This window comes from Bradyrhizobium sp. LB13.1 (assembly GCF_054056815.1).
Window position 1 is genome coordinate 3,219,003 of record NZ_JBSRYQ010000001.1, and the last position, 23,679, is coordinate 3,242,681.

Here is a 23,679-nt window from a genome sequence, read left to right on the forward strand (position 1 = left end):
TAATGGGGCCGTTTCGCGCTTAACGTCCTCCTGGACAGCCGAAACGCGGTGTTTGGCGGTCCGGCAGGGTCTTGGCAGGGCAAGGTCTTGGCAGGGCAAGGTCTTGGCAGGGCAAGGCAAAGCCGTTAGTGGTCTGCCCCCTTCCAATCATCTGTCAGAGTGGTTCATGTCGAGCGCCTCGCCCGCCGTCTCGATCGGCATCGATTTTGGGACCAGCAACACGGTCGTAGCCATTGCAGCGGACGACCGCCGGGTCGAGGCCATCCGTTTCGACCATGGCGGACAGCGCCACAGCGTCTTTGTCTCGGCGCTGTGCTTCTGGGAGGACCGGCCGGGAGCCGGGGCCCAGGCCGAAGGCGGCCCTTGGGCGATCGAGCAGTTCCTCGAAGGGCGCCACGTCTACCGCTTCCTCCAGTCGTTCAAGACCTTCGCGGCGAGCTCGAGCTTCAACACCACCCAGGTGTTCCGGCAGCGCTACAAGTTCGAGGATATTCTGGCGGCGTTCCTGCGGACGCTGGCGCGCCATGGCGGCGACAAATTCGGCTTCGAGACGTCGACCATCACGGTCGGCCGCCCGGTGCGCTTCGCCGGCGGCAATCCCGACGAAGCGCTGGCGATGCAGCGCTACCGGGCCGCGTTCGAGCGCCTTGGCGCCGGTCACGCGCGCTATGTCTACGAGCCGGTCGGCGCCGCGTTCTCCTTCGCCCGCCGGCTGGAGCGCGACGCCACCGTGCTGGTCGCGGATTTTGGCGGCGGCACCAGCGATTTCTCCGTGATGCGTTTCTCGCGCAAAGGCGGCAGCTTGCGTGCCGAGCCGCTCGGCCATGCCGGCATCGGCATTGCGGGCGACACCTTCGATTACCGCATCGTCGACCATGTCGTTTCGCCGCGCCTCGGCAAAGGCTCCAGCTTCCGCTCGTTCGACAAGGTGCTGCCGATCCCCACCGGCCACTACACCAATCTCGCGCGCTGGCATCAGCTCGCGATGATGAAGAGCAACGGCGACCTGCGCGAGCTCCGGGACCTTGCGCGCACCGCGGTGAAGCCGGCTCTGCTCGAGGACTTCATCACCATCGTCGATCTCGACCTCGGCTTTTCGCTGTACCGCGCGGTGTCCGACGCCAAGGTCGCGTTGTCGGCGCAGGATCAGGTCGAGTTCCGCTTCAAGGGCGGCGGGGTCGACATTGGCTCGACCATTACACGGAAGAATTTTGAAGCCTGGATTGCCGACGATATCGCGAGGCTCGGGGCCACCGTCGACAAGGTGCTGGGCGAAGCCGGCATCACCGCGCGCGAAATTGAGAAGGTGTTTTTGACCGGCGGCACGTCCTTCGTGCCCGCTGTCCGAAAACTGTTCGCCGAGCGGTTCGGCAACGAACGGCTGATGTCGGGCGACCAGTTCGAGTCGATTGCCTACGGCCTGGCCTTGATCGGACACAGCCCCGACCCGGAGCGCTGGACCGCAAGCGGCGGGCTGGAGTCGAGAGTGGGCGCGTAAGCGCTGTGAGACTGGGCTCGATCGCTTGCCCCGCTTCCGGACAGGACTATCGCATTCAAGGCTGTTCTCTGCCGCCCATCCTTCGAGACGCCCGCCTTTGGCGCGCGCTCGGCTCCGCGTGGGACGCTACTGGTTGATCTCGGGCTCGACGAGCTTCGCCAGATTCCGCAGCGACTCCTGCCAGCCGAGATAACAGGCCTCCGGCGGGATGACGTCGGGAACGCCGGCCTGCGTGATATCCACCTCGGTGCCGACGGATACTTTCTTCAGCAACACCGTCACCTGGATCTCACCCGGCAGATTGGGGTCGTCGAACTTGTCGGTGTAGCGGAGACGTTCGCCGGGGATGAGCTCGAGATATTCGCCGCCGAAGGCGTGGCTGTTGCCCGTCGTGAAGTTACGGAACGACATCTTGAACGTGCCCCCGACCTTCGGCTCGAAATGATGCACGGTGCAGGTAAAGCCATTCGGCGGAAGCCATTTCGCCAGCGCATCCGCCTCCAGAAAAGCGCGATAGACTTTCTCGGGGCTGGTCGAGAGAACGCGGTGCAGGCGGACAGTGCTGGGCATGATCGTTCTTCCTCATGAATCGCCGGGCTCGACCTCAGCGTCTATTGCCCATTCATGTCTAGATGACGAACGAGATACTTCCGATCCGACAGGGCGTCTCGAAGTTCTATAGGGATCCCTGGCGAGAGCTGGCATACTGGCGCCATCCTGCGGCATCATGCCTACTCCGTCCGTCCTGACGCGGGCGTATCTCGCCGTCGAGTTCCTGAGGCATGGGGTCCGGCCAATCCTTGATTCCGGCCAAGCCTTGAAGGCTGGCCGAGCCATGAAGGCTGGCCAAGCGCCTTGGAATCCGCCCAAGCCTTGCAAATGAGGCAGATGTGGTATACGTTAGAGCTGTTCGTTCAGCCGCTGGTGCCTTGTTGAATGCGCCCGCGGGCTCCTTTTCCATAGACATCGACGAATTGACTTGGTTCTGCGTGCCTATCGCGCGGGGCGCGCGCGTATGCGCTTTGGAGAAGAAAATGACAACAGGTACTGTGAAGTGGTTTAACGGCCAGAAGGGCTTTGGATTCATTCAGCCGAACGACGGTGGTAATGATGTGTTCGTTCACATCAGCGCGGTCGAACGGGCTGGTCTTGCGGGTCTCGCAGAGGGCCAAAAGGTCAACTTCGAGCTCAAGACCGACAAGATGCGGGGCAAGGTCAGCGCAGAGAATCTCTCGCTGGCTTAAAGCCCTGGTGCCGTTTCACGGATGTACTGAAACGGCCACGCCACCCGCTCGATCCCAGGATTGAGCGGGTTTTGTCTGTTGCAGAGCAGGGTGAATAATGAGCGCCAGGAAATCGGCCGAACCATCACCTGAAGCCATAGCGCGCACCAATCGTCAGCGTTTGGCTGCCGAAGAAGGCGTGCGAGCCATGGCGGATGCCGAAAAGCAAGCCGTCGATGTTCGCAAGAACATGGCGCGGCTTCGAGAGCTGCGCCGGGCCAAGGAAGCGGCCGACGCGACCCTTCAAGCGTCGTTGCCGGCGCCTGTCCCCGCGAAGCGCAAGAAGAAGCTGCCGCCATAGCCGGCACTAAAAGCGCCGACGAAAATCTGGAGAGGGCCGGTCACATGCCAAAGAGTGCGGGTCGTGCCTAGAATCAAGTCGGACAGCGGTGGCACAATCACTTTCTTTCTCGCGCTTGGCGCGGGCCGGCAAATGTGTCGACTTGCCACCACGTTCCTGACGCAGAAGCAGGCCTTCAGCTATCTTCAAAAGAACCGAACGGAATTAGAGCGCGTCGCGCGGACTCGGCTGGCCCTAGGCGAGCTTGTAGACGGGATCGTCGTGCTCTCGATGCTTTAGATCGGGGTCGATTTCGATGCCAGGCTTCCAGCGCGTTTGCGATCGGAAGCTGGTTCAGAGCGGCTCCTAATCGGAATCTTTTCCCGGCTTGGCTTCGCGGGCCAATCGCTCGGCTTTCAGCCGCTCCCGGTTCTCGTTGAAGGAGTTCTGGTCCTTCGCATAATCATTCACCGGCTTTTGGGTTGTGGTTGGCTTGAACGCCTTGTTGGCTTCACGCTTGGCGCGATCAGGGGATTGATCTTTCAACATTTCGACCTCACTTTCATCAACGTTCGTGGTTCGACCGGGACGCGACGCCTTCCTCTCGCATGCTGCATGATTAGGCCTCGCCTTCCAGGGAGAAGGCGGCCAGTTCTTCATCGGTATGCAGGTCTTTTGCGAGGCGTTCAGTCACTCGCTATGGCCGCGGCACGCCCGCATTTGAGAGCACACCGGTCGAGATAACAACGGCCGGCTGCCGCATCGGTTCCCCGAGATTAGTCCTTATTCGCTTTGGCGGGTCAACCCAGGAAACGTGCCGATTGCGCGACATGCTTCATCTCGGCGCCAGCAAAAAGGCCGCCGAAACCGGCGGCCTTCTGTTTTCTCGGGTAGCTCCGCTTACTCCGCGGCCTGCTTCTGCGGCGGATCGAGCGCGCCGGACTTGTGAATGTCGGCGACCTGGTGGTCCGAGAAGCCGAGTACGCTGCGCAGGATCTCGTCGGTGTGCTCGCCGAGCAGCGGGGAGCGCTCCACGTCGCTTGGGGAGTCCGACAGCTTGATCGGGTTGCCGACCGAGATGTACTTGCCGCGGGTAGGGTGGTCGACCTCGACCACGGTGCCGGTCGCGCGCAGCGACTGGTCCTCGGCGATCTCCTTCATCGACAGGATCGGGCCGCAGGGGATGTCGTCCTTGTTGAGGATTTCCATCGCCTCGAACTTCGTCTTGGTCATCGTCCACTGTTCGATGCGGCCGAAGATCTCGTTCAGGCGCGGCAGGCGGACGGCCGGCTTGGCGTAGTTCGGATCGGTCTTCCAGGTCGGCTCGCCGATCACGTCGCAGATCTTCTCCCAGACCGGGGCCTGGGTGATGAAGTAGATGTAGGCGTTGGGATCGGTCTCCCAGCCCTTGCACTTCAGGATGCGGCCGGGCTGGCCACCGCCGGAATCGTTGCCGGCGCGCGGCACGGCATCGCCGAACGGAATGCCTTCGCCGAACTGGCTGTATTCCTTCAGTGGGCCATGGGCGAGGCGCTGCTGGTCGCGCAGCTTGACGCGTGCGAGGTTGAGCACGCCGTCCTGCATCGCGGCAGTGACCTTCTGGCCCTTGCCGGAATGGGTACGATGATAGAGTGCGGTGACGATGCCGAGCGCCAGATGCAGACCGGTGCCGCTGTCGCCGATCTGTGCGCCGGTGACCAGTGGAAGACCGTCGCGGAAGCCGGTGGTGGAGGCGGCGCCGCCGGTGCACTGCGCGACGTTCTCATAGACCTTGCAGTCTTCGTACGGTCCGGGACCAAAGCCCTTGATCGAGGCGACGATCATCTTCGGGTTGATCGCCTGGATCTTTTCCCACGGGAAACCCATGCGGTCGAGCACGCCGGGGCCGAAGTTCTCGACCAGCACGTCGCACTTCTTGATCAGCTCGGTGAGGACTTCCTTGCCCTTGGGGTTCTTGGTGTCGAGCGTGATCGAGCGCTTGTTGTGGTTGAGCATGGTGAAATACAGGCTGTCCACGTTCGGGATGTCCTGCAGCTGGCCACGGGTGATGTCACCCACGCCCGGACGTTCCACCTTGATCACGTCGGCGCCGAACCAGGCCAGCAGCTGTGTGCAGGTCGGTCCGGACTGGACGTGGGTGAAGTCGAGAATGCGAACGCCCTCAAGCGCCTTGGTCATCGTGTTGCTCCGTACTCTGTCTGCCCCTGCCAACCGCAGGGAATAAAGGGTTGAAGGGGGACTTACTTTTTCTTCTGCAGAACGCTCTGCGGATTGAGGTTGCCGATGCGGCCGCTCTCGGAACCTGCAGCCGGATCGATCACCGCGTTGACGAGCGTCGGCTTGCCCGAGGCCATCGCCTCGTTGACGGCGCGCTTGAGCTCGTCCGGCGAGGTCGCGTTCACGCCGACGCCGCCGAAGGCTTCCATCATCTTGTCGTAGCGCGCACCCTTGACGAACACCGTCGTCGCCGGATCGGCGTTGGCGCCGTTGACGTCGGTGCCGCGATAGATGCCGTCATTGTTGAAGATGACGATGCAGATCGGCAAATTGTAGCGGCAGATGGTCTCGACCTCCATGCCGGAGAAGCCGAACGCGCTGTCGCCTTCCACCGCGAGCACGGGGTGGCCGGTCTCAAGCGTTGCCGCGATCGCCTGGCCCATGCCGATGCCCATCACGCCCCAGGTGCCGACGTCGAGACGCTTGCGCGGCTTGTACATGTCGATGACGCCGCGGGCGAGATCGAGCGTGTTGGCGCCCTCGTTGACGAGGATCGCCTCGGGGTGATCCTTGATCACGTTCTTCAGCACGCCGAGCGCGCCGTGATAGTCCATCGGCGATTTGTTGTTCATGAGCTTCGGCGCCATCTTGGCGACGTTCTCTTCACGCTTGGTCGAAATCGCCTTGGTCCATTCGGTCGACGGAGCGGTCCAGCCCGAAGCCATCGCCTGGTTGAAGGCGGAGACGACCGAGCCGATGTCGCCGACGACGGGCGCGACGATCTCGACGTTGGAGTCCATTTCCCTGGGCTCGATGTCGACCTGGATGAACTTCTTGGGCGCTTCGCCCCAGTTCTTGCCCTTGCCGTGCGAGAGCAGCCAGTTCAGACGGGCGCCAATCAGCAGCACGACGTCGGATTCTTTCAGCACCGTCGAGCGAGCAGCACCTGCGCATAGCGGATGGGTGTCGGAGAGGAGGCCCTTCGCCATGCTCATCGGCAGGAAGGGGACGCCGCTCTTCTCGACGAAGGTTTTGATCTCCTCGTCGGCCTGCGCGTAGGCCGCGCCCTTGCCGAGGATGATGAGCGGACGTTTTGCGTTCTTCAAAACATCAAGCGCGCGCTTGATCGAAGCGGGCGAGGGGATCTGCGCGGGAGCCGCGTCGATCACCTTGACCAGCGACTTCCGGCCGGCATCGGCGTTCATCACCTGGCCGAATAGCTTTGCCGGCAAATCGAGATAGACGCCGCCGGGACGGCCGGAGACGGCGGCACGGATGGCGCGGGCCAGACCGATGCCGATGTCCTGGGCGTGCAGCACGCGATAGGCCGCCTTGCACAGCGGCTTGGCAATCGCGAGCTGGTCCATCTCTTCGTAGTCGCCCTGCTGGAGGTCGACGATCTCGCGCTCGGAGGAGCCCGAGATTAGGATCATCGGATAGCAGTTGGTGGTGGCGTGCGCGAGCGCGGTGAGACCGTTGAGGAAGCCGGGCGCGGAGACGGTGAGGCAGATACCGGGCTTCTTGGTGAGGTAGCCGGCGATGCCCGCCGCATAACCGGCGTTCTGCTCGTGGCGGAACGAGATCATGCGAATACCGGCCGCCTGCGCCATGCGGCCCAAATCCGTAATCGGGATGCCCGGCACATTATAGATCGTGTTGATGCCGTTCAGCTTGAGCGCGTCGATAACGAGATGAAAACCATCCGTCAATTCCTGCTCGGTGCCCGGTGCTTCGGACTTGGTCGCGGTATTCAGCATGGGCGTTGTCTCCCTGGTCTCAGCTACTGGGGCGAGTGCTTCGCCCTTCTGGTGAACGTTGCTAGTTGAATAATTCCTGGCCGTGCGCTTCGACATAAGCAGCAAGGCCGAGGGTGTGGTCGCGGGCGCGCTTCTCGGCGAGCTCGGTGTCGCGCGCTTCCAGTGCTTCGATCATGCCGAGATGCTCGGGCAGCGAAGTCGCGGTGCGGTCCTTGCGTCCGATGGTCAGCTGGCGATAGCCGCGCACGTGCAGCAGGAGGTCGTTGGTGAGATCGACCAGTACCGACGATTCCGACAGCGAGATCAGCGCCTGGTGGAAGGCGATGTTGGCGCGCGAATATTCCTCGACGTGATCCTCGGGCAGGCGGTCCTTGCCAAAGTCCTTGAAGTAGTCGCGCAGCGCCGTGATATCTTTCTTGCGCGCGGTGGTGGTGATGAGGCGGGCTGCCATGCTTTCCAGCGCCGCCCAGGCGCGGATCATGTCCACGATCTCGGTCTTGGTCCTTCGCACCACCATGATGCCGCGGCGCGGAACCGTTTTCACGAAACCGTCCTGCTCGAGCATCGCGATGGCTTCGCGGATCGGCGTGCGGCTCACACCCAGGCGTTCGGACAGCGCGCGCTCGTCGAGCATCACCGGCTCGGGCGTCGAGTAGATGTCCATCTTGAGGATAGCTTGCTTCAAGGCGTCATACGCCTTGTTCTTGAAGCTGCTCTCCGGGGCAATACGAACGATTGCGATATCTGCCTCGGCCATGTTCGGCAACGCCTTGGTTGGTTTCCGCAGTGACACGACGAATCTCCTCCAGTGGGAGTCGTCTTTTACAGGAATATTAACCGGAAAGTTTTTGGCATACCAAATACCAAGATGTCAAGCTGCCTATTTTTTGCAGCATTCTAAGGTGCGCTGCAGCTTGACAAGTTGGCTTCTGGCATACCAAATGCCATCGCCAGCCATTTTTGATCCAAAGCTGCGGAGTAGTCTCAGGCTTAAGCCACTCCGTTCCGCGACATGGAACAGAGCGCGGCGATTGGCAAGCATCACGGGCAGCCGCAACACGCGCGCGCTTTGAGAAAGAACTAAGGTCCAGGGAGAAGCCACATGTCCAATTCCAAAGATGCCGTCCGCAAGGTGCTTGACCAGGTCAAGGCGGACAACCGCACCAGCCTGACCGCGCCGGAAGGCAAGCTGGTCTGCGACGCCTACGGCATTCCGGTGCCGAAGGAGGGCGTGGCGAAGTCGGCCGGCGAGGCTGGCAAGATGGCCTCGTCCATGGGCTTCCCGGTGGTGATGAAGATCGTCTCGCCGGACATTCTCCACAAGACCGAAGCCGGCGGCGTCATCGTCGGCCTCAAGACGGCCGAAGACGCCGAGAAGGCCTACGAGACCATTCTCGGCAACGCCAAGAAGTACAAATCCGATGCCAAGATCGAGGGCGTCCAGGTGCAGCAGATGCTGGCCGGCGGCACCGAAGTGATCGTCGGGTCGATCACCGACGCTTCGTTCGGCAAGCTGGTTGCCTTCGGCCTTGGCGGCGTGCTGGTCGAGGTCCTGAAGGACATCACCTTCCGCCTCGCGCCCGCGACCAAGCAAGACGCGCTGTCGATGCTCGACGGCATCCAGGCACATGAGATTTTGAAGGGCGTTCGCGGCGGCGAGCCGGTGAACCGCACGGCGCTTGCGGATATCATCGTCAAGGTCTCGCAGCTCGTCACTGATTTCCCCGAGATGGTCGAGCTCGATCTCAACCCGGTGTTCGCCACGGCCAAGGACGCGATCGCCGCCGACGTCCGCATCGTCGTCGACTTCGCTTACGTGCCCAAGCCGAAGCCGCGCCCGACCGAAGAGATCGTCGCGGCCATGAGCCGCATCATGCAGCCGAAGGCGGTTGCGGTGGTCGGTGCCTCGGCCGAAGACGGCAAGATCGGCAATTCCGTGATGAAGAACCTCATCAACGGCGGCTACAAGGGCGACATCTACCCGATCCATCCCAAGGCCGCCGAGATCCTCGGCTACAAGGCGTATAAGAGCGTCAAGGACGTGCCGGGCGTGATCGATACCGCGGTGTTCGCAATTCCCGCGAAATTCGTGGCCGCAGCGCTCGTCGAATGCGGCGAGAAGAAAATTCCCGGCGCGGTTCTGATCCCGTCGGGCTTCGCGGAAGCCGGCGCACCGGAGCTCCAGGCCGAGATCGTCGAGGTCGGCAAGAAATACGACATCCGCCTGATGGGGCCGAATATCTACGGCTTCTACTACACGCCGGCCAATCTCTGCGCGACCTTCTGCACCGCCTACGACGTCAAGGGCCACGCGGCGCTGTCATCGCAGTCGGGTGGCATCGGCATGGCCATCATCGGTTTTTCGCGCTCGGCAAAAATGGGTGTGTCGGCCATCGTCGGTCTCGGCAACAAGTCCGATATCGACGAGGACGATCTGCTCGCCTTCTTCGAGCAGGATCCGAACACCAACCTGATTGCGCAGCACTGCGAGGATCTCAAGGACGGCCGCGCCTTTGCCGAAGCCGCAAAACGCGTCTCCAAGAAGAAGCCTGTCATCGTGCTCAAGGCCGGCCGCACCTCCGCCGGTGCGAAGGCAGCCTCGTCGCACACCGGCGCGCTCGCCGGCAACGACAAGATCTACGAGGACGTCCTGGCGCAGTCCGGCGTGATCCGCGCCCGCTCGCTGCGGCAGCTGCTCGAGTTCGCGCGCGGCGTGCCGGTGCTGCCGACGCCCAAGGGCGAAAACGTCCTGATCATCACCGGTGCAGGCGGCTCGGGCGTGCTGCTGTCGGACTCCTGCGTCGACAACGGCCTGTCGCTGATGTCGATGCCGCCGGATCTCGATGCGGCCTTCCGCAAGTTCATCCCGCCGTTCGGCGCGGCCGGAAATCCTGTGGACATCACCGGTGGCGAGCCGCCGATCACCTACGTCAACACGGTCAAGCTCGGCCTGACGGACGAGCGCATCCATTCGCTGATCCTCGGCTACTGGCACACTATCGTCACGCCGCCGATGGTGTTCGCCCGTAACATGGTCGAGGTGAAGAAGGAGATGGAGGCGAAGGGTTTTGTGAAGCCGATCGTCGCCTCGCTCGCCGGCGACGTCGAGGTCGAGGAAGCCGCCGAATATCTCTACCAGAACGGCATCCCGGCCTATGCCTATTCGACCGAACTGCCGGTCGAGGTCCTGGGCGCCAAGTACAAATGGGCGCGCGGGGCAGGGCTGCTCTGACACGAGGACTTTCACCTCTATCCGCACGCGGAGAGAGGTGACAATTGTCAGGTCGCGATGGGCAAGAACGTGATCCGGCGCAAATCGCTCGAGCCTCGATCGTCATCGGAGGCAGACCACGACGCGCGCGACGGCGGTGTGCAGTCCGTCGGCCGCGCGCTGTCGATCCTCGAGACGCTGGCCGAGGACGACGAAGGCTATCGCCTCAGCGATCTCGCCGTCCGCACCGGCCTGTCGGCCTCAACCGTGCATCGCCTGCTGGCGACGCTGGAAAGCCGCCGCTTCGTGCAATTCGACCGCGCCGAATCCAAATGGCATGTCGGCGTGCGCAGCTTCACGGTCGGCGCGAGCTTTGCCCGACGGCGCAATTTCAGCGCCCAGGCCATTCCCTATTTGCGCAAGCTGCGCGATCTCACCCGCGAGACCGCCAATCTCGCCGTCGTCGACGACGAGTTCATCATCGTGCTGACCCGGATGGAGAGCCGCGAGATCATGCGCTCGCTGACCAAGGTCGGCGGTCGCGTCGCCATGGTGACATCGGGTGTCGGCAAGGCGGTGCTTGCGACCTACTCCGACGAGGACGTCGGTGCCGTCATCCGCCATCACGGCATGCCACGCCTGACCGAGAAATCCATCGTGCGACCGAGCGATCTGTTCAGGGAGCTCGCGACCATCCGCAAGCAGGGTTTTGCAGTGGATGATGAAGAGGCCGAGATGGGTCTGCGCTGCGTCGCAGCCGTGGTCTACAGCCCCAGCGCCGAGCCGCTCGCCGCGATCTCGGTGTCCGGCTTGACCAGCCGCGTCACCGACGCCCGGCTGCCCGAGATCGGCCGCGTGGTGCGGGACGTCGCGGCGGAACTGACGGCAGCGCTTGGCGGCGTCATGCCGGCGGCAAAGCCGGGTTGAGCCAGGCCTGCGCTCCACCGCCACCTTGCGGGAGAAATCAGGTCTGGCGGCAAGAGCCCCGACATCGGTATATCCGTCCACCGTTGTCGCGTCCTTTTGGGGAAAATCATGCCGTCAGAGCTCCGTTCGCCCCGTCTCGCCGTCCTGATTGATGCCGACAATGCTTCGGCCAAGATCGCGGATGGACTGTTCGAGGAGATCGCCAAGATCGGCGAGGCCAGCGTCCGCCGTATCTACGGCGATTTCTCCCAATGCCAGGTCCAGGGGCTGGGCCGACATCCTGTCGAAACACGCCATCATCCCGCAGCAGCAATTCGCCTATACGACGGGAAAGAATGCATCCGACATAACGCTGGTCATCGACGCGATGGACCTGCTTCACAGCAGCCGGTTCGATGGCTTCTGCCTGGTGTCGTCCGACAGCGACTTTACCCGTCTTGCCGCCCGTATCCGCGAGCAGGGCGTCGATGTCTTTGGGTTCGGCGAGCAGAAGACGCCGGAAAGCTTCCGGCAGGCCTGCCGAAGGTTCGTCTATACGGAGAACCTGCTTCCCGCCCCCGCGAACACGCAGGATGCGGCGGCGAGGTCAGCGCCACTTCAGCCGCCCGATGGGGCAACCCCCATCATCAAGAGGGTCATCACCCAGATGGAGAGCGAAGACGGCTGGGTCACGCTCGGGGAGGTCGGGCGGCAGCTTGCCAATCTGGCGTCCGATTTCGATCCGAGGACGTTCGGTTTCCGCAAGCTGAGTGACCTCGTGCGGAAGACAAACTCCTTCGAGATCGATGAGCCGAAGGGGCGGTCGATGCGGATTCGGGTCAAGCCCGCTGCCGCACCACCGTCGAAAACGCGGAACCCGCGCAGAAGGTCAGGGACGGCAGGCGTTCCACCCAAGGCGTAAGCAGGCGTGCTGTTATATTTGAGCTTGCCCGGTCTGGCTCAGGGCGTAACCATCGCGGGGCCGTAACATCCCGCGAGAGCGCTCATGACAAAACTCACCCGCTTTGCCGTCGCGCCGCTGCACGCGATGACGCGGCGTCTGGCCGATGTCGCCTCCGCGCGCGTCGCGCCCGATCTCGTCATATCAGGTGCGCGGGTGCTCTCGACCTATTCCGAGCGCATCCACGCGAACCGCGAGGTCTGGATTACCGGGGGGCGCATTGCGGCGGTGAAGCCGGCGGGGGCTGCGAAGCGATTCTTCGGCGACGTGCCGCTGTACGACGCCGCCGGCGGCATCATCGCGCCCGGCCTGGTCGATCCGCACATCCACATCGAATCCTCGATGGTGACGGCCTGCGCCTATGCCGAGGCGGCACTGCTCAACGGCACCACCACGATCTTCTGCGACAGCCACGAGATCGGCAACGTCATGGACGTCGCCGGCGTTGAGGCCATGTTGGAGGACGCGCGCGAAGCCCCGCTTTCGATCTTCCTGACGGTGCCGAGCACGGTACCGGCCACCTCGGCCGCACTGGAGACTGCGGGCGGCGACCTCACGCCGGACAAGATCGCCGGCCTGTTCGACCGCTGGCCGGAAGCAGTCGGGCTCGGCGAGAAGATGGATTTTGTGCCTGTCACCATGGGCGATGAACGCAGCCACGCCATCCTCGCCGCCGCCCTGAAGCGCGGGCGACCGGTGTCCGGCCATGTCTATGGCCGCGAATTCGTCGCGGCCTATGCGGCATCCGGCGTCACCGACACCCATGAGGCGATCGACCGCGACATCGCCGACGATTTGCTCGATGCCGGCGTCTGGGTGTTTTTGCGCGGCGGCCCGCCGACCACGCCATGGCACTCGCTGCCGCAGGCGATCCGCACCATCACCGAGCTCGGCGCCTCGCACAAGCGCACCGCCGTGTGCACCGATGACCGCGACGCCGATGATCTGCTGCTGTTCGGCCTCGACTGGGTAGTGCGGGAGGCGGTGAAGGCGGGAATGTCGCCCGAGCAGGCCTGGTCGATGGGGTCGCTGCATGGTGCGACGCGTTTTGGCATCGATGGCGATATCGGCGGGCTCGGCGGCGGCCGCCGCGCCGATCTGGTGCTGATGGACGATAATCTCAGGCCGCAATGCACCTGGTACGGCGGCGAACTCGTGGTCGAGCACCGTAAGATCACGCCGAAGCTCGATCAGGCGCTGTCGCAGCGTTATCAATATCCGAGGGCGGCATATGCGACCGTGAAGCTGCCCGAGAAGGTCAAGCTGACGCCGGAGTTGCCGGCGAAAGCCTGTACCGTCAACGCGATCAAGACCGCGCTGCCCGGCATCACGCTCATCCATGAGAAGATCGCGATCGAGCCCGCAAAAGACTGGCCGTCGCTGTTTGCGCGCTACGGCCTGTGCTTCGTTACGGTGGTCGAGCGCCACGGCAAATCGGCCGGCAACGTCGCCTATGGCTTGCTGAAGGATTTTGGCCTGAAGCGCGGGGCGGTAGCCTCCAGCGTCGGGCACGACAGCCACAACATCATCGTTGCCGGAACCAACGAGGCCGACATGCAGGTGGCGGTATCGGCCATCAAGGCACAGCAGGGCGCCGTCTGTGTCGTCGCCGACGGCAAGGTGAGGGCGCTGGTGCCGCTGCCAATCGCCGGGCTCTTGTCCGACAAGCGCGTCACGGAGGTGGCCGAGGAGGTCAAAGCTCTGAAGAAGGAATGGGCGGAGGCCGGCTGCACCATCCCCTACATGGGCTTCAATTTGATTCCGCTATCGGTCATTCCGGAAATTCGCATCACCGACAAGGGTCTCGTGCTGGTGCCGCAGATGGAGCTGGCGCCGCTGTTCGAGTGAGCGCTTTCACGCGTTTCTCGACCTAACCGATTGAGACCGCCACGTTTTTTCCGCGGCTGCCGCATCGTGGAAAATAAAATCGATCTCGTTGAGATCGTATCCTGCGCGCCCGATGATCTCGCTCAGCCAATGCAACCGAGCGAGGTCCGATATGGCGAAAATGCGAGCCATCGATGCTGCCGTGCGAATTCTGGAGAAGGAAGGCATCTCGACTGCCTTCGGCGTTCCCGGGGCCGCGATCAATCCGCTCTACTCGGCGCTGAAGAAGCGCGGTTCGATCCGCCATATCCTGGCGCGGCATGTCGAGGGTGCCTCGCACATGGCCGAGGGCTACACGCGGGCCAAGGCCGGCAACATCGGCGTCTGCATCGGAACCTCTGGGCCGGCGGGCACCGACATGATCACCGGGCTTTATTCGGCGATCGCCGATTCCATCCCGATCCTCTGCATCACGGGGCAGGCGCCACGGGCGCGGCTCTACAAGGAAGATTTCCAGGCCGTCGACATCGAGTCGATCGCAAAGCCCGTGACCAAATGGGCGGTGACCGTGCGCGAGCCCGCGCTGGTGCCCCGCGTGTTCAGCCAGGCTTTTCACGTGATGCGCTCCGGCCGCCCGGGGCCGGTGCTGATCGACATGCCGCTCGACGTGCAACTCGCCGAGATCGAGTTCGACGACGAGACCTACGAGCCACTGCCGGTCTACAAGCCCACCGCGACGCGCAAGCAGGTCGAGAAGGCGCTGGAGATGCTCAACGCCGCCGAGCGGCCGCTGATCGTGGCGGGCGGTGGCGTCATCAATGCGGACGCCTCCGACCTGCTGGTCGAGTTTGCCGAGATCGCGAATGTTCCGGTGGTGCCGACGCTGATGGGGTGGGGCGCCATCCCCGACGACCACGTGCTGATGGCCGGTATGGTCGGTCTCCAGACCAGCCATCGTTACGGCAACGCCACGATGCTCGAATCCGATTTCGTGCTCGGTATCGGCAACCGCTGGGCCAATCGCCACACCGGCTCGGTCGAAACCTTCACCAAGGGCCGCACCTTCGTGCATGTCGACATCGAGCCGACCCAGATCGGGCGCGTGTTCAATCCCGATCTCGGCATCGTCTCGGACGCGAAGGCCGCGCTCGAACTGTTCGTCACCGTCGCCGGGGAGTGGCGCCGGTCAGGCAGGCTGCGCGAGCGCCAGGCGTGGCCCGCGGCCTGCCGCGATCGCAAGAAGACGATGCTGCGCAAGAGCCATTTCGACAACGTGCCGATCAAGCCGCAGCGCGTCTACGAGGAGATGACCAAGGCCTTTGGCCGTGACACCTGCTACGTCTCCGTGATCGGCCTATCGCAAATCGCCGGCGCGCAGTTCCTCGGCGTTTACAAGCCGCGTAACTGGATCAATGCCGGGCAGGCGGGGCCGCTCGGATGGACGCTGCCCGCCGCCCTCGGGGTGCGCGCGGCGTGTCCGGATCGCGACATCGTCGCGCTCTCCGGCGACTACGATTTCCAGTTCCTGATCGAGGAGCTCGCGGTCGGCGCGCAGTTCAATCTGCCCTACATCCACGTCGTCGTGAACAATTCCTATCTCGGGCTGATCCGCCAGGCCCAGCGTGGCTTCGACATGGACTATCACGTCCAGCTCTCCTTCGATAACATCAACGCGCCCGAGCTCGGTGGCTACGGCGTCGATCACGTCGCGGTCGCCGAAGGCCTCGGTTGCAAGGCGATCCGCGTCACCGATCCCAAGGACGCGCAGGCCGCGTTTGCCACAGCGCGCGAATGGATGGCGAAGTACCGCGTGCCCGTGATGGTCGAGTTCATCCTCGAACGCGTCACCAACATCGCGATGGGCACGGAGATCGACAACATCGTCGAGTTCGAGGAGGTGCTGGATCTGCCGCTCGACGAGGTCGCGAGCGCGCGGTCCGGCGTGCTGCAGCCGGCGGAATAGGGAACAGCATCATGCCGAAATTCGCCGCCAACCTCACCATGCTCTTCAACGAGATGCCGTTCGTGGACCGCTTCGCTGCGGCCAAGGCGGCGGGCTTCTCCGGGGTCGAATATCTCTTTCCCTATGATTTCGACAAGGCGCTTTTGCGCGAGCAGCTCGACAGCCATGGGCTGACGCAGGTGCTGCACAATCTGCCGGCCGGCAACTGGGCCGCAGGCGAGCGCGGCATCGCGATCCTGCCCGATCGCGTCGCCGAATTCCGCGACGGCGTGTTTCGCGCCATCGACTATGCCAAGGCGCTCGATTGCGAGCAGCTCAACTGCCTCGTCGGCATCGCGCCAGTGGACGCCGATCCGCGCGAGCTGAACGAGACGCTGGTCGGGAATTTGCGCTTCGCGGCCTCGACGCTGGCGCGGGAGAACATCAAGCTGCTGGTCGAGCCGATCAACACGCTCGACATTCCCGGCTTCTTCCTCAACGGCACCGAGCAGGCCGTGCAGCTCATCTCGGAGGTGCGGTCGAACAACCTGTTCGTCCAGTACGACATCTATCACATGCAGATCATGGAGGGTGACCTCGCCCGTACCATGCAGGAATATCTCCCCCAGATCGCCCACATCCAGCTCGCCGACAATCCCGGCCGCCACGAACCGGGCACCGGCGAGATCAACTATCCCTTCCTGTTCCGCCATCTCGACGCGATCGGTTATCGCGGCTGGGTCGGCTGTGAGTACAAGCCGCGCACCACGACGCTGGAAGGCCTATCCTGGCATGCGGCGCAGACATTCGAGACCTGAGGAAATTTGGACATGATCGACATCGGCTTCATCGGACTTGGCACCATGGGACGGCCGATGGCCGGCCATCTTCTGGCCGCAGGACATCGCGTTCTCCTGCATGACGTCGCGCCTGTTGCGCCGGAGCTGATCGCGGCTGGCGGCGTTGCCTGCAAGTCGAGCAAGGAGGTCGCAGAGGAGGCGGATGCCGTCATCATCATGGTGCCCGATACGCCGCATGTGGAAGCCGTGCTGTTCGGCACGGACGGCGTCGCGAGCGGCATCTCCAAGGGCAAGATCGTGGTCGACATGAGCTCGATCTCGCCGCTGGCGACCAAGGAGTTCGCAAAGAGGATCGAGGCGCTCGGCGCGGATTATCTCGACGCACCGGTTTCGGGCGGGGAGGTCGGTGCCAGGGCGGCAAGCCTCACCATCATGGTCGGCGGGCCCGAGCGCGCCTTCAACACCATGAAGCCAATCTTCGACCGCATGGGAAAGAACGTCACCCGGGTCGGCGCCAATGGCGACGGCCAGACAACGAAGGTCGCCAACCAGATCATCGTCGCGTTGACGATCGAGGCGGTGAGCGAAGCGCTGCTGTTCGCGTCGAAAGCCGGAGCCGATCCGGCACTGGTGCGGCAGGCCCTGATGGGCGGCTTTGCCTCGTCGCGGATCCTCGAAGTGCATGGCGAGCGCATGGTGAAGCGCAATTTCGATCCCGGTTTCCGCATCGAGCTGCACCAGAAGGATCTCAACCTCGCGCTTGAAGGCGCTCGCGCGCTCGGCCTGTCGTTGCCGAGCACGGCGGTGGCGCAGCAATTGTTTTCGTCCTGCACCGCGCATGGCGGCAAGGACTGGGATCACTCGGCGATGGTGCGGGCGCTGGAACTGATGGCGGGCCACGAGATCGCCGCGGCCCGAACTGTTACGGGGTAAACCGTCTCCGGATCTGGCGCGTCTTTCGCTACGGGGAACCGGAACAATGCTCCGGCCCCGTGGTTAAAGGCGCACAACAATCACTGGAGACATCAGGACATGAAAACCCGTCTTGCGATTTCGTTGGCTGCCGCGTCGCTGCTGGTGTCAAGCGCAGCCTTTGCTCAGTCGACGACCGCCGAGGGCGCTGCGAACGGTGCACGTGCGGGCGGCGACATCGGCGGTCCGGTTGGCGCGATGGTCGGCGGCACCGTCGGTGCAGCGGTCGGCGCCGGCCTGGAAATTCCGAATGCGATCCTGGGCGGAATCCCGCGTAGCGATTCGGTCGTCGTCGAGGATCGCGTCGTTGTCGGCGAGCCGCTGCCGCCGACCGTTGTGCTGCGCCCCGTTCCGAATTACACCGAGTATCGCTATGCAGTCGTCAATGATCGCCGCGTGATCGTCGAGCCGCGCACACGCCGCGTCGTCAAGATCATCGACTGATCGATCAGAGTCTAGGCTTGAACAGTTGGGCCCTGCGGAGCGTCACTCCGCGGGGCCTTCGCTCGTCAGGGCCGAATTTGCGCGGAAGCGTGTCATGACCCAATCGACGGCGGTCGCGAACGCAAACCCGATGCAGGCCGTGCCGGCATCGACCAAAAAATCCTCCAGCCGCGCATGCCGACCCGGCGCCCAGAATTGCATCAGTTCGAGCACGCCGATCAGAATTACCGCCGCGGCAGCCACAGCCCAGCGACGGTTCCGGTAAGCCAGGCCGAAGGCTAATCCGACCAGAACAAAGGCAAGGGCATGCTCGCCGTCCTGGCCGAGGTCGGAGCGGGGCCGCAGGCCGGGCGGGCCGAGTGTTGCGAAAGTGACGGCGGCTGCGAGCAGCCAGGCAAAAAAGCGGATGAACATGGACATACGCCCCGCTTAGCACGGATTTGCCGCGCCTGCAGTGAGGCGGGGATCAGATCGCCGTGTGGTTAATGACGAAACGTTAAAGTGCCTCGCGCACGCCAAGGCCGTGCATGAAGCGTTCCCGGATCTGCACGGGATCGCGCCGGGTGGCGCCGACGCCCGGCTTGTCGTCGATGCGGACGGCGATCAGGCTCGGCCCGGAGGCCGCCATGGCTTCCTCGACCAGCCGCTCGAAATCCTCTTCGTCCGCGGCCCAGGCGCTGTTGGCAAGCCCCGACCCGGCGGCGATGGCGACGATGTCAGCCACGTTCGCGGCGGGTGTCGGCTGCGCGCCGGTGATCTGGTAGATGCCGTTGTCCATCACGATCATGATGAGGTTCTCAGGCTTCAACGCCGCAATCGTCGAGAGAGCGCGCCGAGCTGCATCAGCAGCGAGCCGTCGCCTTCGAGCGCAAAGACGCGCCGGTCCGGCTGCGCCAGCGCCACGCCCAGCGCGATTGGAAAGGCAAGCCCCATGCTGCCGAGCATGTAGAAATTCTGCGGACGGTGGCCGGCGGCCCAGAGATCGAAGTTGGTGTTGCCGATGCCGCCGATCACGGCTTCCTCGTGCTCGAGTTTCGCGATCAGGCGCGAGGTGACGTCGAAGCGGTTCATCACTTTGGTGTTGCGCGCGTCTGTATTCATTTGGGCCGGCCTCACTTGTCGAAAGTCTTGCCGCCCGTGAGCAGCGGGTTGAGGATCAGCGCCACCGGCGCCTGTGTCGTGACGGCCTGCTTGATCGAACGGTCGGTGATGAATTCGAGCTCGTCGAGCCGGGTGATGGTGTGATGCTCGAGCGCCAGCGAATCCAGCACCGGACGCATGGTGCGGCAGACCAGCGACTGGCCGTAGTTGAACTCGCCGAGCGTGCCGCGCTCGGACACGAACATGATCAGCGGGATCTGGTAGGGCACCGCGAGCGAGGCCAGCACGTTGGCGAGCGTGGCAAAGCCGGAGGTCTGCATCAGCACCGCAGCCCGCCGCCCGCCCATCCATGCGCCCGAGACGATGCCGACGGCTTCCTCCTCACGGGCGGTGGCAAAGGTGGTGAAGAAGGGATCGGCGTGCAGGTTCCTGATCAGCGGCGTCAGCACGCGGTCGGGCACGTAAGGGACGAGGCTGATCTCGTTCCGCTTCAGGGTTTGCAGGACGATGCCGTGCCAGCTCTTGTCACTGGAGGTCTGCGCCGCCTCGGACGAGGTATGTTGCTCCGCAATCGCCATTGCGTTCTCCCTTCAGCCGCGCATGCTTCTTGGTCTTGGCCATTGCCTTAGGCGTCGCCTTGGCCGTCGCGGCGGTCTTCCGAACTTGACGCGGCGGGCGGGATTGTCAACATGTCCGGGCTGCACCGTGATCTGCGCCAGACGGCCTGCCGCGACCGGTACCGACGTGTCATAAGCGGCAATAACAAGAGAACGGAGGAACGCATGACAGGAGCGCGCGCTGCGCTGGCCCTGCGGATCTCCTGGAGAGAGCCGGAAGGGTCCTGATGTCCGTCAACAGCAAGCGTGTCTTCTACGTCAAATATCTGGCCAATCCGATTTATATCGACATCCTGAAGGCGCGGCTCGACGTCCGGCTCGATCGCATCGAGAACGAAAGCCCGGCGGATTTCTACGCGCCGATCCTGAGCGCAGCCCATGTCTACCAGATCGGGGCTGCTCGCGATGAACTCGCGCCGCATTTCCATGTTGACGCCGCCTTCCTGAAGCGTACGCCGAACCTCCTGCTCGTTTCCAGCAACGGCGCGGGCTTCGATCCCGTCGACGCCGAAGCGTGCACCGATGCGGGCGTGCTCGTCGTCAACCAGTCCGGCGGCAACGCGCATTCGGTCGCCGAGCATGCGCTGGCGATGATGCTGACGCTGTCCAAGCGTATCATCCAGTCCGACCGCAAGCTTCGCAGGGAGGCCAACGTCAATCGCAACGAACTCGTCGGCAACGAGGTCGAGCACAAGACCGTCGGCATCGTGGGGCTCGGCAATGTCGGCCGCCGCATCGCCGCGCTGTGCAAGGGCCTGCTCGGCATGAAGGTGCTGGCCTATGATCCCTATCTCACGGCCGAGGTGATGTCCGAGCGAGGCGGGGAGAAGGTCGAACTCGACGAGCTGCTGCGCCGCGCCGATTTCGTCTCGATCTCCTGTCCCCTCAACAAGGGCAGCCGCAACATGATCAGCGTGCGCGAGTTCGCGCTGATGCAGCCGCATGCGTATTTTGTCACCACGGCCCGGGGCTTCATTCACGACGAGGACGCGCTGCTCCAGGCGTTGCGCGACAAGCGCATCGCGGGTGCCGGCCTCGACGTCTGGTCCAAGGAGCCGCCGCCGCCGGAGCATCCGCTGCTGCAGTTCGACAACGTGCTGGCGAGCCCGCATACCGCAGGCGTCACGATCGAGGCGCGCCAGAACATGGGCCGCATCGCCGCCGAGCAGGTGCTGGACACGCTCGACGGCAAACGCCCGCCGCGCATCATCAATCCCGAGGTTTGGCCGCGCTATGCCGAGCGCTTCAAGCAGGCGTTCGGGGTAACGCCGGGGTAGGGCTAGGAGCTTGCCATTCCGGGGCAGCGTGGAACCGCCTACCGGCCTTGATGCGCGTCAAATTCTCCCTCCCTCATTCAGGCTAAATGGTATTAGAGTGTCGCCGGGGCTGGCCGTGGCAGCAGGAGGTCCCATGTCAACTTATGTCGTCAGATTCATGAAGGACGTGCTCGGCCAGTACGGCCGGCAGATCGAGGTGTGCCAGGGCTCGCTCGAGATCGACGCCACCGACGAGAACGAGGCCAGGGAGCGGGCGAAGGCGAGGTTTTGCAAGGACCAGGCCTTGCACCACTGGTCGCTGCATGCCGACCGCATCCAGGTCAGGCCGGCTGACTTTCCGTCGTGAGGTCTAGCGGCCGGCTCCGAGCCACCGCTGCAACGTCTCAGTCGAGCACTTTGTCCAATGTAATCGGGAAGCGGCGGATGCGTTTGCCGGTGGCGTGATAGACGGCGTTCGCGATCGCGGCGGGGACGCCGACGATGCCGATCTCGCCCAGTCCCTTGATGCCGAGCGCGTTGATGTGCGCGTCCGGCTCGTCGACGAAGATCACGTCGATGTCGTGAACATCCGCATTCACCGGGATGTGGTACTCGGCGATGTTCGCGTTCATGATCCGGCCGAAGCGGTGGTCCATCACCGTCTCCTCGTGCAGGGCCATCCCGATCCCCCAGACCACGCCGCCCATGATCTGGCTGCGGCCGGTCTTGGTGTTGAGAATCCGCCCGGCCGCGATTGCGCTCACGACCCGCGTGACGCGGATGACGCCAAGCAATTCGTCCACCTTGACCTCGGCAAAGACGGCCGAATGGGTATTGCGCGCGTGCTTCTTGTCCTCACCGAACTGGTTGAGCTTTTCCTTCTCGATACGTTCGACGCCGCCATGGCGCATCGCGTCGGCGATCGAGACCGCGCGGCGGTTGTCGCTGGCCCTGGCAATGCTGCCGTCGGTCAGCACCGTATCGGCCAACTCGGCGCCGGCGAGCGGCGAGCCAGGCATTTTCCCGGCCAAGCGCAACAGCTCCTTGCGCACCTCTTCAGCGGCTGCGAGCACCGCATGCGCGCTCGATGCGGCCATCCAGGAGCCGCCCTCGACCGGCGCCTGCGGCAGAGTGGAATCGGCAAGCCGGACGCTGATGTTCTCGATCGGCAGGCCGAGCGCATCGGCCGCAACCTGCGCCACGATGGTGTAGGTGCCGGTGCCGATGTCGGATGCGGCGCAGGACACTTCGGCATGTCCGTTCGACGTCAGCACGATGCGCACCGCGACCGGCATCTGCAACGCTTCCCACACGCCCGTCGCCATGCCCCAGCCGACCAGCTCTTTGCCATCGCGCATCGAGCGCGGCGCAGGATTGCGTCTGCTCCAGCCGAAGGCGTCCGCGCCGCGCGCGTAGCATTCGCGCAACTGCTTGCTGGTGTAGGGGAGGTTTTCGCTCTGGTCGCGATCCGAATAGCACTTCAACCGCAGTTCGATCGGGTCGAGCTTGAGCGCGACGGAGAGCTCGTCCATGGCGCATTCGAGGGCGCAGACGCCCGACGCCGCGCCCGGTGCGCGCATGTCGCAGGGGGTGGAGACGTCAAGGTGGACGAGCTTGTGGGAGAAACGGCTGTTCGGGCTGCTGTAGAGCTGTTCGGCCCAGCCGGTGTCATTGCGTGCGAAATCCTCGTAGCGGGAGGTGACGGCAATCGCCTCGTGCGTGACCGCATCGAGCGTACCGTCGGATTTTGCGCCGAGGCCGACGCGCTCGATCGTCATCGGCCGGTAGCCGAGCCCGTACATCTGCTGCCGCGTCAGCACGACGCGAACAGACCGCTTCAGTGCGAGCGCGCCAAGCGTTGCCAGCACCACCTGGTATTGCGGTCGCAAGCCGGAGCCGAAGGCGCCGCCGACGTAAGGCGAGGCCACGCGAATGTCATCCGGCTTCTTGTCGAACACGCCGCAGAGAAATTTGTGGACGTTTTGAACGCCCTGCGTCTTGTCGTAGATCGTGAGCTTGCCATTGCTGTCCCAGATCGCCGTGGTCGCATAGAGCTCCATCGGGTTGTGATGCTCGGTCGGTATCACGTACTCCGCCTCGTGGCGCACGCCGGCTTTGGCAAGAGTTGCTGCGGCGTCGCCGCGAGGCTTATGCGGCTTGTCCATCTCGGCAGCCTTGCTGCGCTCGCCTTCGAGGTCGGTCGCAAAGCCGCGCGGCTCATACTCGACCCGCACCAGTGTGGCCGCGAATTTCGCGGTTTCCCAGTCCTCCGCCACGACCAACGCGATCGGTTGGCCGTTGAACTTGACCGTGTCGTCGTAGAGTGGACGGAAAGGCGAACCCTCCGGTGCAACCTCGTCCCTCCACGCCTCGTCCTTGTCGGCGAGCGGCGGACGGTTCGCATGCGTAAGCACGTCGAGCACGCCCTTGACCTGCAGCGCCGTACTGGTGTCGAGGCGGGCAATGCGCCCGCATGGAATGGTGGCCTCGACGACGAAGCCATGGAGGAGTCCGTCGGCCGGGAATTCGCCGGCGTATTTGGCGGCCCCGGTGACTTTGGCCCGGCCGTCGACACGCGACGTTGGCGTTCCGATATAGGCCTTCATC

The 23,679-nt window shown here is 63.8% G+C and carries 21 protein-coding genes and 2 pseudogenes; 14 read left to right on the forward strand and 9 right to left on the reverse strand.

What is annotated here, in order from left to right:
- The first annotated feature begins 166 nt into the window (after nt 1-166).
- Nucleotides 167-1,498 carry an Hsp70 family protein gene (locus ACVWYI_RS15150; protein WP_354044491.1) on the forward strand — a complete coding sequence of 444 codons (1,332 nt, stop codon included), beginning with the start codon at nt 167-169 and terminating at the stop codon, nt 1,496-1,498.
- Between the two features lie 126 nt (nt 1,499-1,624).
- Here ACVWYI_RS15150 and ACVWYI_RS15155 read toward each other — a convergent pair whose 3' ends face one another.
- A complete protein-coding gene (locus tag ACVWYI_RS15155) occupies nt 1,625-2,068 on the reverse strand; it encodes an SRPBCC family protein (protein WP_456662466.1) in 444 nt (147 codons plus the stop codon).
- Nucleotides 2,069-2,532: 464 nt separating this feature from the next.
- Between ACVWYI_RS15155 and ACVWYI_RS15160 the strand changes: the two genes are divergently transcribed.
- From ACVWYI_RS15160 to ACVWYI_RS15170, 3 genes are all read left to right on the forward strand, one after another.
- Nucleotides 2,533-2,742 (forward strand): cold-shock protein, encoded by a 210-nt coding sequence (locus ACVWYI_RS15160; RefSeq protein WP_007593324.1) that lies wholly within the window; start codon nt 2,533-2,535, stop codon nt 2,740-2,742.
- A gap of 97 nt (nt 2,743-2,839) precedes the next feature.
- A complete protein-coding gene (locus ACVWYI_RS15165; protein WP_354107527.1) occupies nt 2,840-3,082 on the forward strand; it encodes a transcriptional regulator in 243 nt (80 codons plus the stop codon).
- Between the two features lie 54 nt (nt 3,083-3,136).
- Complete coding sequence (locus ACVWYI_RS15170; protein WP_247444992.1) at nt 3,137-3,361, forward strand: hypothetical protein; 225 nt, start codon at nt 3,137-3,139, stop codon at nt 3,359-3,361.
- 66 nt (nt 3,362-3,427) lie between these two features.
- Here the strand turns inward: ACVWYI_RS15170 and ACVWYI_RS15175 are convergent, their stop codons facing one another.
- From ACVWYI_RS15175 to ACVWYI_RS15190, 4 genes are all read right to left on the reverse strand, one after another.
- Nucleotides 3,428-3,610 carry a hypothetical protein gene (locus ACVWYI_RS15175; protein ID WP_247444991.1) on the reverse strand — a complete coding sequence of 61 codons (183 nt, stop codon included), beginning with the start codon at nt 3,608-3,610 and terminating at the stop codon, nt 3,428-3,430.
- Nucleotides 3,611-3,961: 351 nt separating this feature from the next.
- On the reverse strand, nt 3,962-5,239 hold the full coding sequence (gene frc, locus ACVWYI_RS15180) for a formyl-CoA transferase (protein ID WP_247350010.1): 1,278 nt from the start codon (nt 5,237-5,239) through the stop codon (nt 3,962-3,964).
- Between the two features lie 62 nt (nt 5,240-5,301).
- On the reverse strand, nt 5,302-7,035 hold the full coding sequence (oxc, locus tag ACVWYI_RS15185; RefSeq protein ID WP_456662467.1) for an oxalyl-CoA decarboxylase: 1,734 nt from the start codon (nt 7,033-7,035) through the stop codon (nt 5,302-5,304).
- 61 nt (nt 7,036-7,096) lie between these two features.
- Nucleotides 7,097-7,792 (reverse strand): GntR family transcriptional regulator, encoded by a 696-nt coding sequence (locus ACVWYI_RS15190; protein ID WP_247445015.1) that lies wholly within the window; start codon nt 7,790-7,792, stop codon nt 7,097-7,099.
- 345 nt (nt 7,793-8,137) lie between these two features.
- On the opposite strand from ACVWYI_RS15190, the gene ACVWYI_RS15195 reads away from it, so the two are divergent.
- The 8 genes and pseudogenes from ACVWYI_RS15195 to ACVWYI_RS15230 all read left to right on the forward strand — a co-directional run bounded on the left by ACVWYI_RS15195 (nt 8,138) and on the right by ACVWYI_RS15230 (nt 18,098).
- Nucleotides 8,138-10,267: an acetate--CoA ligase family protein gene (locus ACVWYI_RS15195; RefSeq protein WP_456662468.1), complete on the forward strand. Its 2,130-nt coding sequence runs from the start codon at nt 8,138-8,140 to the stop codon at nt 10,265-10,267.
- Between the two features lie 57 nt (nt 10,268-10,324).
- A complete protein-coding gene (locus ACVWYI_RS15200) occupies nt 10,325-11,173 on the forward strand; it encodes an IclR family transcriptional regulator (protein ID WP_354044470.1) in 849 nt (282 codons plus the stop codon).
- 108 nt (nt 11,174-11,281) lie between these two features.
- A pseudogene (locus ACVWYI_RS15205) lies at nt 11,282-12,074 on the forward strand (NYN domain-containing protein).
- Nucleotides 12,075-12,158: 84 nt separating this feature from the next.
- Nucleotides 12,159-13,961 (forward strand): adenine deaminase C-terminal domain-containing protein, encoded by a 1,803-nt coding sequence (locus tag ACVWYI_RS15210; protein ID WP_456662469.1) that lies wholly within the window; start codon nt 12,159-12,161, stop codon nt 13,959-13,961.
- Nucleotides 13,962-14,112: 151 nt separating this feature from the next.
- Nucleotides 14,113-15,903 carry a glyoxylate carboligase gene (gene gcl, locus ACVWYI_RS15215; RefSeq protein ID WP_456662470.1) on the forward strand — a complete coding sequence of 597 codons (1,791 nt, stop codon included), beginning with the start codon at nt 14,113-14,115 and terminating at the stop codon, nt 15,901-15,903.
- An 11-nt stretch (nt 15,904-15,914) separates the two neighbouring features.
- Nucleotides 15,915-16,700: a hydroxypyruvate isomerase gene (gene hyi, locus ACVWYI_RS15220; RefSeq protein ID WP_456662471.1), complete on the forward strand. Its 786-nt coding sequence runs from the start codon at nt 15,915-15,917 to the stop codon at nt 16,698-16,700.
- Nucleotides 16,701-16,712: 12 nt separating this feature from the next.
- A complete protein-coding gene (locus tag ACVWYI_RS15225; protein WP_456662472.1) occupies nt 16,713-17,615 on the forward strand; it encodes a 2-hydroxy-3-oxopropionate reductase in 903 nt (300 codons plus the stop codon).
- Between the two features lie 99 nt (nt 17,616-17,714).
- Nucleotides 17,715-18,098, forward strand: coding sequence for a DUF1236 domain-containing protein (locus tag ACVWYI_RS15230; RefSeq protein ID WP_354044452.1), 384 nt, complete (start codon nt 17,715-17,717; stop codon nt 18,096-18,098).
- Between the two features lie 42 nt (nt 18,099-18,140).
- Here the strand turns inward: ACVWYI_RS15230 and ACVWYI_RS15235 are convergent, their stop codons facing one another.
- The 3 genes and pseudogenes from ACVWYI_RS15235 to ACVWYI_RS15245 form a co-directional block, all read right to left on the reverse strand.
- Entirely contained in the window at nt 18,141-18,518 is a 378-nt protein-coding gene (locus tag ACVWYI_RS15235) for a VanZ family protein (protein ID WP_456662473.1), read from the reverse strand.
- A 76-nt stretch (nt 18,519-18,594) separates the two neighbouring features.
- A pseudogene (locus ACVWYI_RS15240) lies at nt 18,595-19,199 on the reverse strand (thiamine pyrophosphate-dependent enzyme).
- An 11-nt stretch (nt 19,200-19,210) separates the two neighbouring features.
- Nucleotides 19,211-19,777: a thiamine pyrophosphate-binding protein gene (locus ACVWYI_RS15245; protein ID WP_456662474.1), complete on the reverse strand. Its 567-nt coding sequence runs from the start codon at nt 19,775-19,777 to the stop codon at nt 19,211-19,213.
- 266 nt (nt 19,778-20,043) lie between these two features.
- Here ACVWYI_RS15245 and ACVWYI_RS15250 point away from each other — a divergent pair, with 266 nt between their 5' ends.
- Nucleotides 20,044-21,093, forward strand: coding sequence for a hydroxyacid dehydrogenase (locus ACVWYI_RS15250; RefSeq protein ID WP_456662475.1), 1,050 nt, complete (start codon nt 20,044-20,046; stop codon nt 21,091-21,093).
- Nucleotides 21,094-21,226: 133 nt separating this feature from the next.
- Entirely contained in the window at nt 21,227-21,439 is a 213-nt protein-coding gene (locus ACVWYI_RS15255) for a hypothetical protein (RefSeq protein WP_247350040.1), read from the forward strand.
- Between the two features lie 37 nt (nt 21,440-21,476).
- On the opposite strand, the gene ACVWYI_RS15260 is transcribed toward ACVWYI_RS15255, so the two are convergent.
- Nucleotides 21,477-23,678: a xanthine dehydrogenase family protein molybdopterin-binding subunit gene (locus tag ACVWYI_RS15260; RefSeq protein WP_456662476.1), complete on the reverse strand. Its 2,202-nt coding sequence runs from the start codon at nt 23,676-23,678 to the stop codon at nt 21,477-21,479.
- Nucleotide 23,679: the final 1 nt, after the last annotated feature.

What these genes read in the sequence shown, in the direction of transcription:
- ACVWYI_RS15150 (WP_354044491.1), top strand. Translation starts at nt 167, where the DNA reads ATGTCGAGCGCCTCGCCCGCCGTCTCGATCGGCATCGATTTTGGGACC.
- ACVWYI_RS15155 (WP_456662466.1), bottom strand. Translation starts at nt 2,068, where the DNA reads ATGCCCAGCACTGTCCGCCTGCACCGCGTTCTCTCGACCAGCCCCGAG.
- ACVWYI_RS15160 (WP_007593324.1), top strand. Translation starts at nt 2,533, where the DNA reads ATGACAACAGGTACTGTGAAGTGGTTTAACGGCCAGAAGGGCTTTGGA.
- ACVWYI_RS15165 (WP_354107527.1), top strand. Translation starts at nt 2,840, where the DNA reads ATGAGCGCCAGGAAATCGGCCGAACCATCACCTGAAGCCATAGCGCGC.
- ACVWYI_RS15175 (WP_247444991.1), bottom strand. Translation starts at nt 3,610, where the DNA reads ATGTTGAAAGATCAATCCCCTGATCGCGCCAAGCGTGAAGCCAACAAG.
- frc (WP_247350010.1), bottom strand. Translation starts at nt 5,239, where the DNA reads ATGACCAAGGCGCTTGAGGGCGTTCGCATTCTCGACTTCACCCACGTC.
- oxc (WP_456662467.1), bottom strand. Translation starts at nt 7,035, where the DNA reads ATGCTGAATACCGCGACCAAGTCCGAAGCACCGGGCACCGAGCAGGAA.
- ACVWYI_RS15190 (WP_247445015.1), bottom strand. Translation starts at nt 7,792, where the DNA reads ATGGCCGAGGCAGATATCGCAATCGTTCGTATTGCCCCGGAGAGCAGC.
- ACVWYI_RS15195 (WP_456662468.1), top strand. Translation starts at nt 8,138, where the DNA reads ATGTCCAATTCCAAAGATGCCGTCCGCAAGGTGCTTGACCAGGTCAAG.
- ACVWYI_RS15200 (WP_354044470.1), top strand. Translation starts at nt 10,325, where the DNA reads ATGGGCAAGAACGTGATCCGGCGCAAATCGCTCGAGCCTCGATCGTCA.
- ACVWYI_RS15210 (WP_456662469.1), top strand. Translation starts at nt 12,159, where the DNA reads ATGACAAAACTCACCCGCTTTGCCGTCGCGCCGCTGCACGCGATGACG.
- gcl (WP_456662470.1), top strand. Translation starts at nt 14,113, where the DNA reads ATGGCGAAAATGCGAGCCATCGATGCTGCCGTGCGAATTCTGGAGAAG.
- hyi (WP_456662471.1), top strand. Translation starts at nt 15,915, where the DNA reads ATGCCGAAATTCGCCGCCAACCTCACCATGCTCTTCAACGAGATGCCG.
- ACVWYI_RS15225 (WP_456662472.1), top strand. Translation starts at nt 16,713, where the DNA reads ATGATCGACATCGGCTTCATCGGACTTGGCACCATGGGACGGCCGATG.
- ACVWYI_RS15230 (WP_354044452.1), top strand. Translation starts at nt 17,715, where the DNA reads ATGAAAACCCGTCTTGCGATTTCGTTGGCTGCCGCGTCGCTGCTGGTG.
- ACVWYI_RS15235 (WP_456662473.1), bottom strand. Translation starts at nt 18,518, where the DNA reads ATGTCCATGTTCATCCGCTTTTTTGCCTGGCTGCTCGCAGCCGCCGTC.
- ACVWYI_RS15245 (WP_456662474.1), bottom strand. Translation starts at nt 19,777, where the DNA reads ATGGCGATTGCGGAGCAACATACCTCGTCCGAGGCGGCGCAGACCTCC.
- ACVWYI_RS15250 (WP_456662475.1), top strand. Translation starts at nt 20,044, where the DNA reads ATGTCCGTCAACAGCAAGCGTGTCTTCTACGTCAAATATCTGGCCAAT.
- ACVWYI_RS15255 (WP_247350040.1), top strand. Translation starts at nt 21,227, where the DNA reads ATGTCAACTTATGTCGTCAGATTCATGAAGGACGTGCTCGGCCAGTAC.
- ACVWYI_RS15260 (WP_456662476.1), bottom strand. Translation starts at nt 23,678, where the DNA reads ATGAAGGCCTATATCGGAACGCCAACGTCGCGTGTCGACGGCCGGGCC.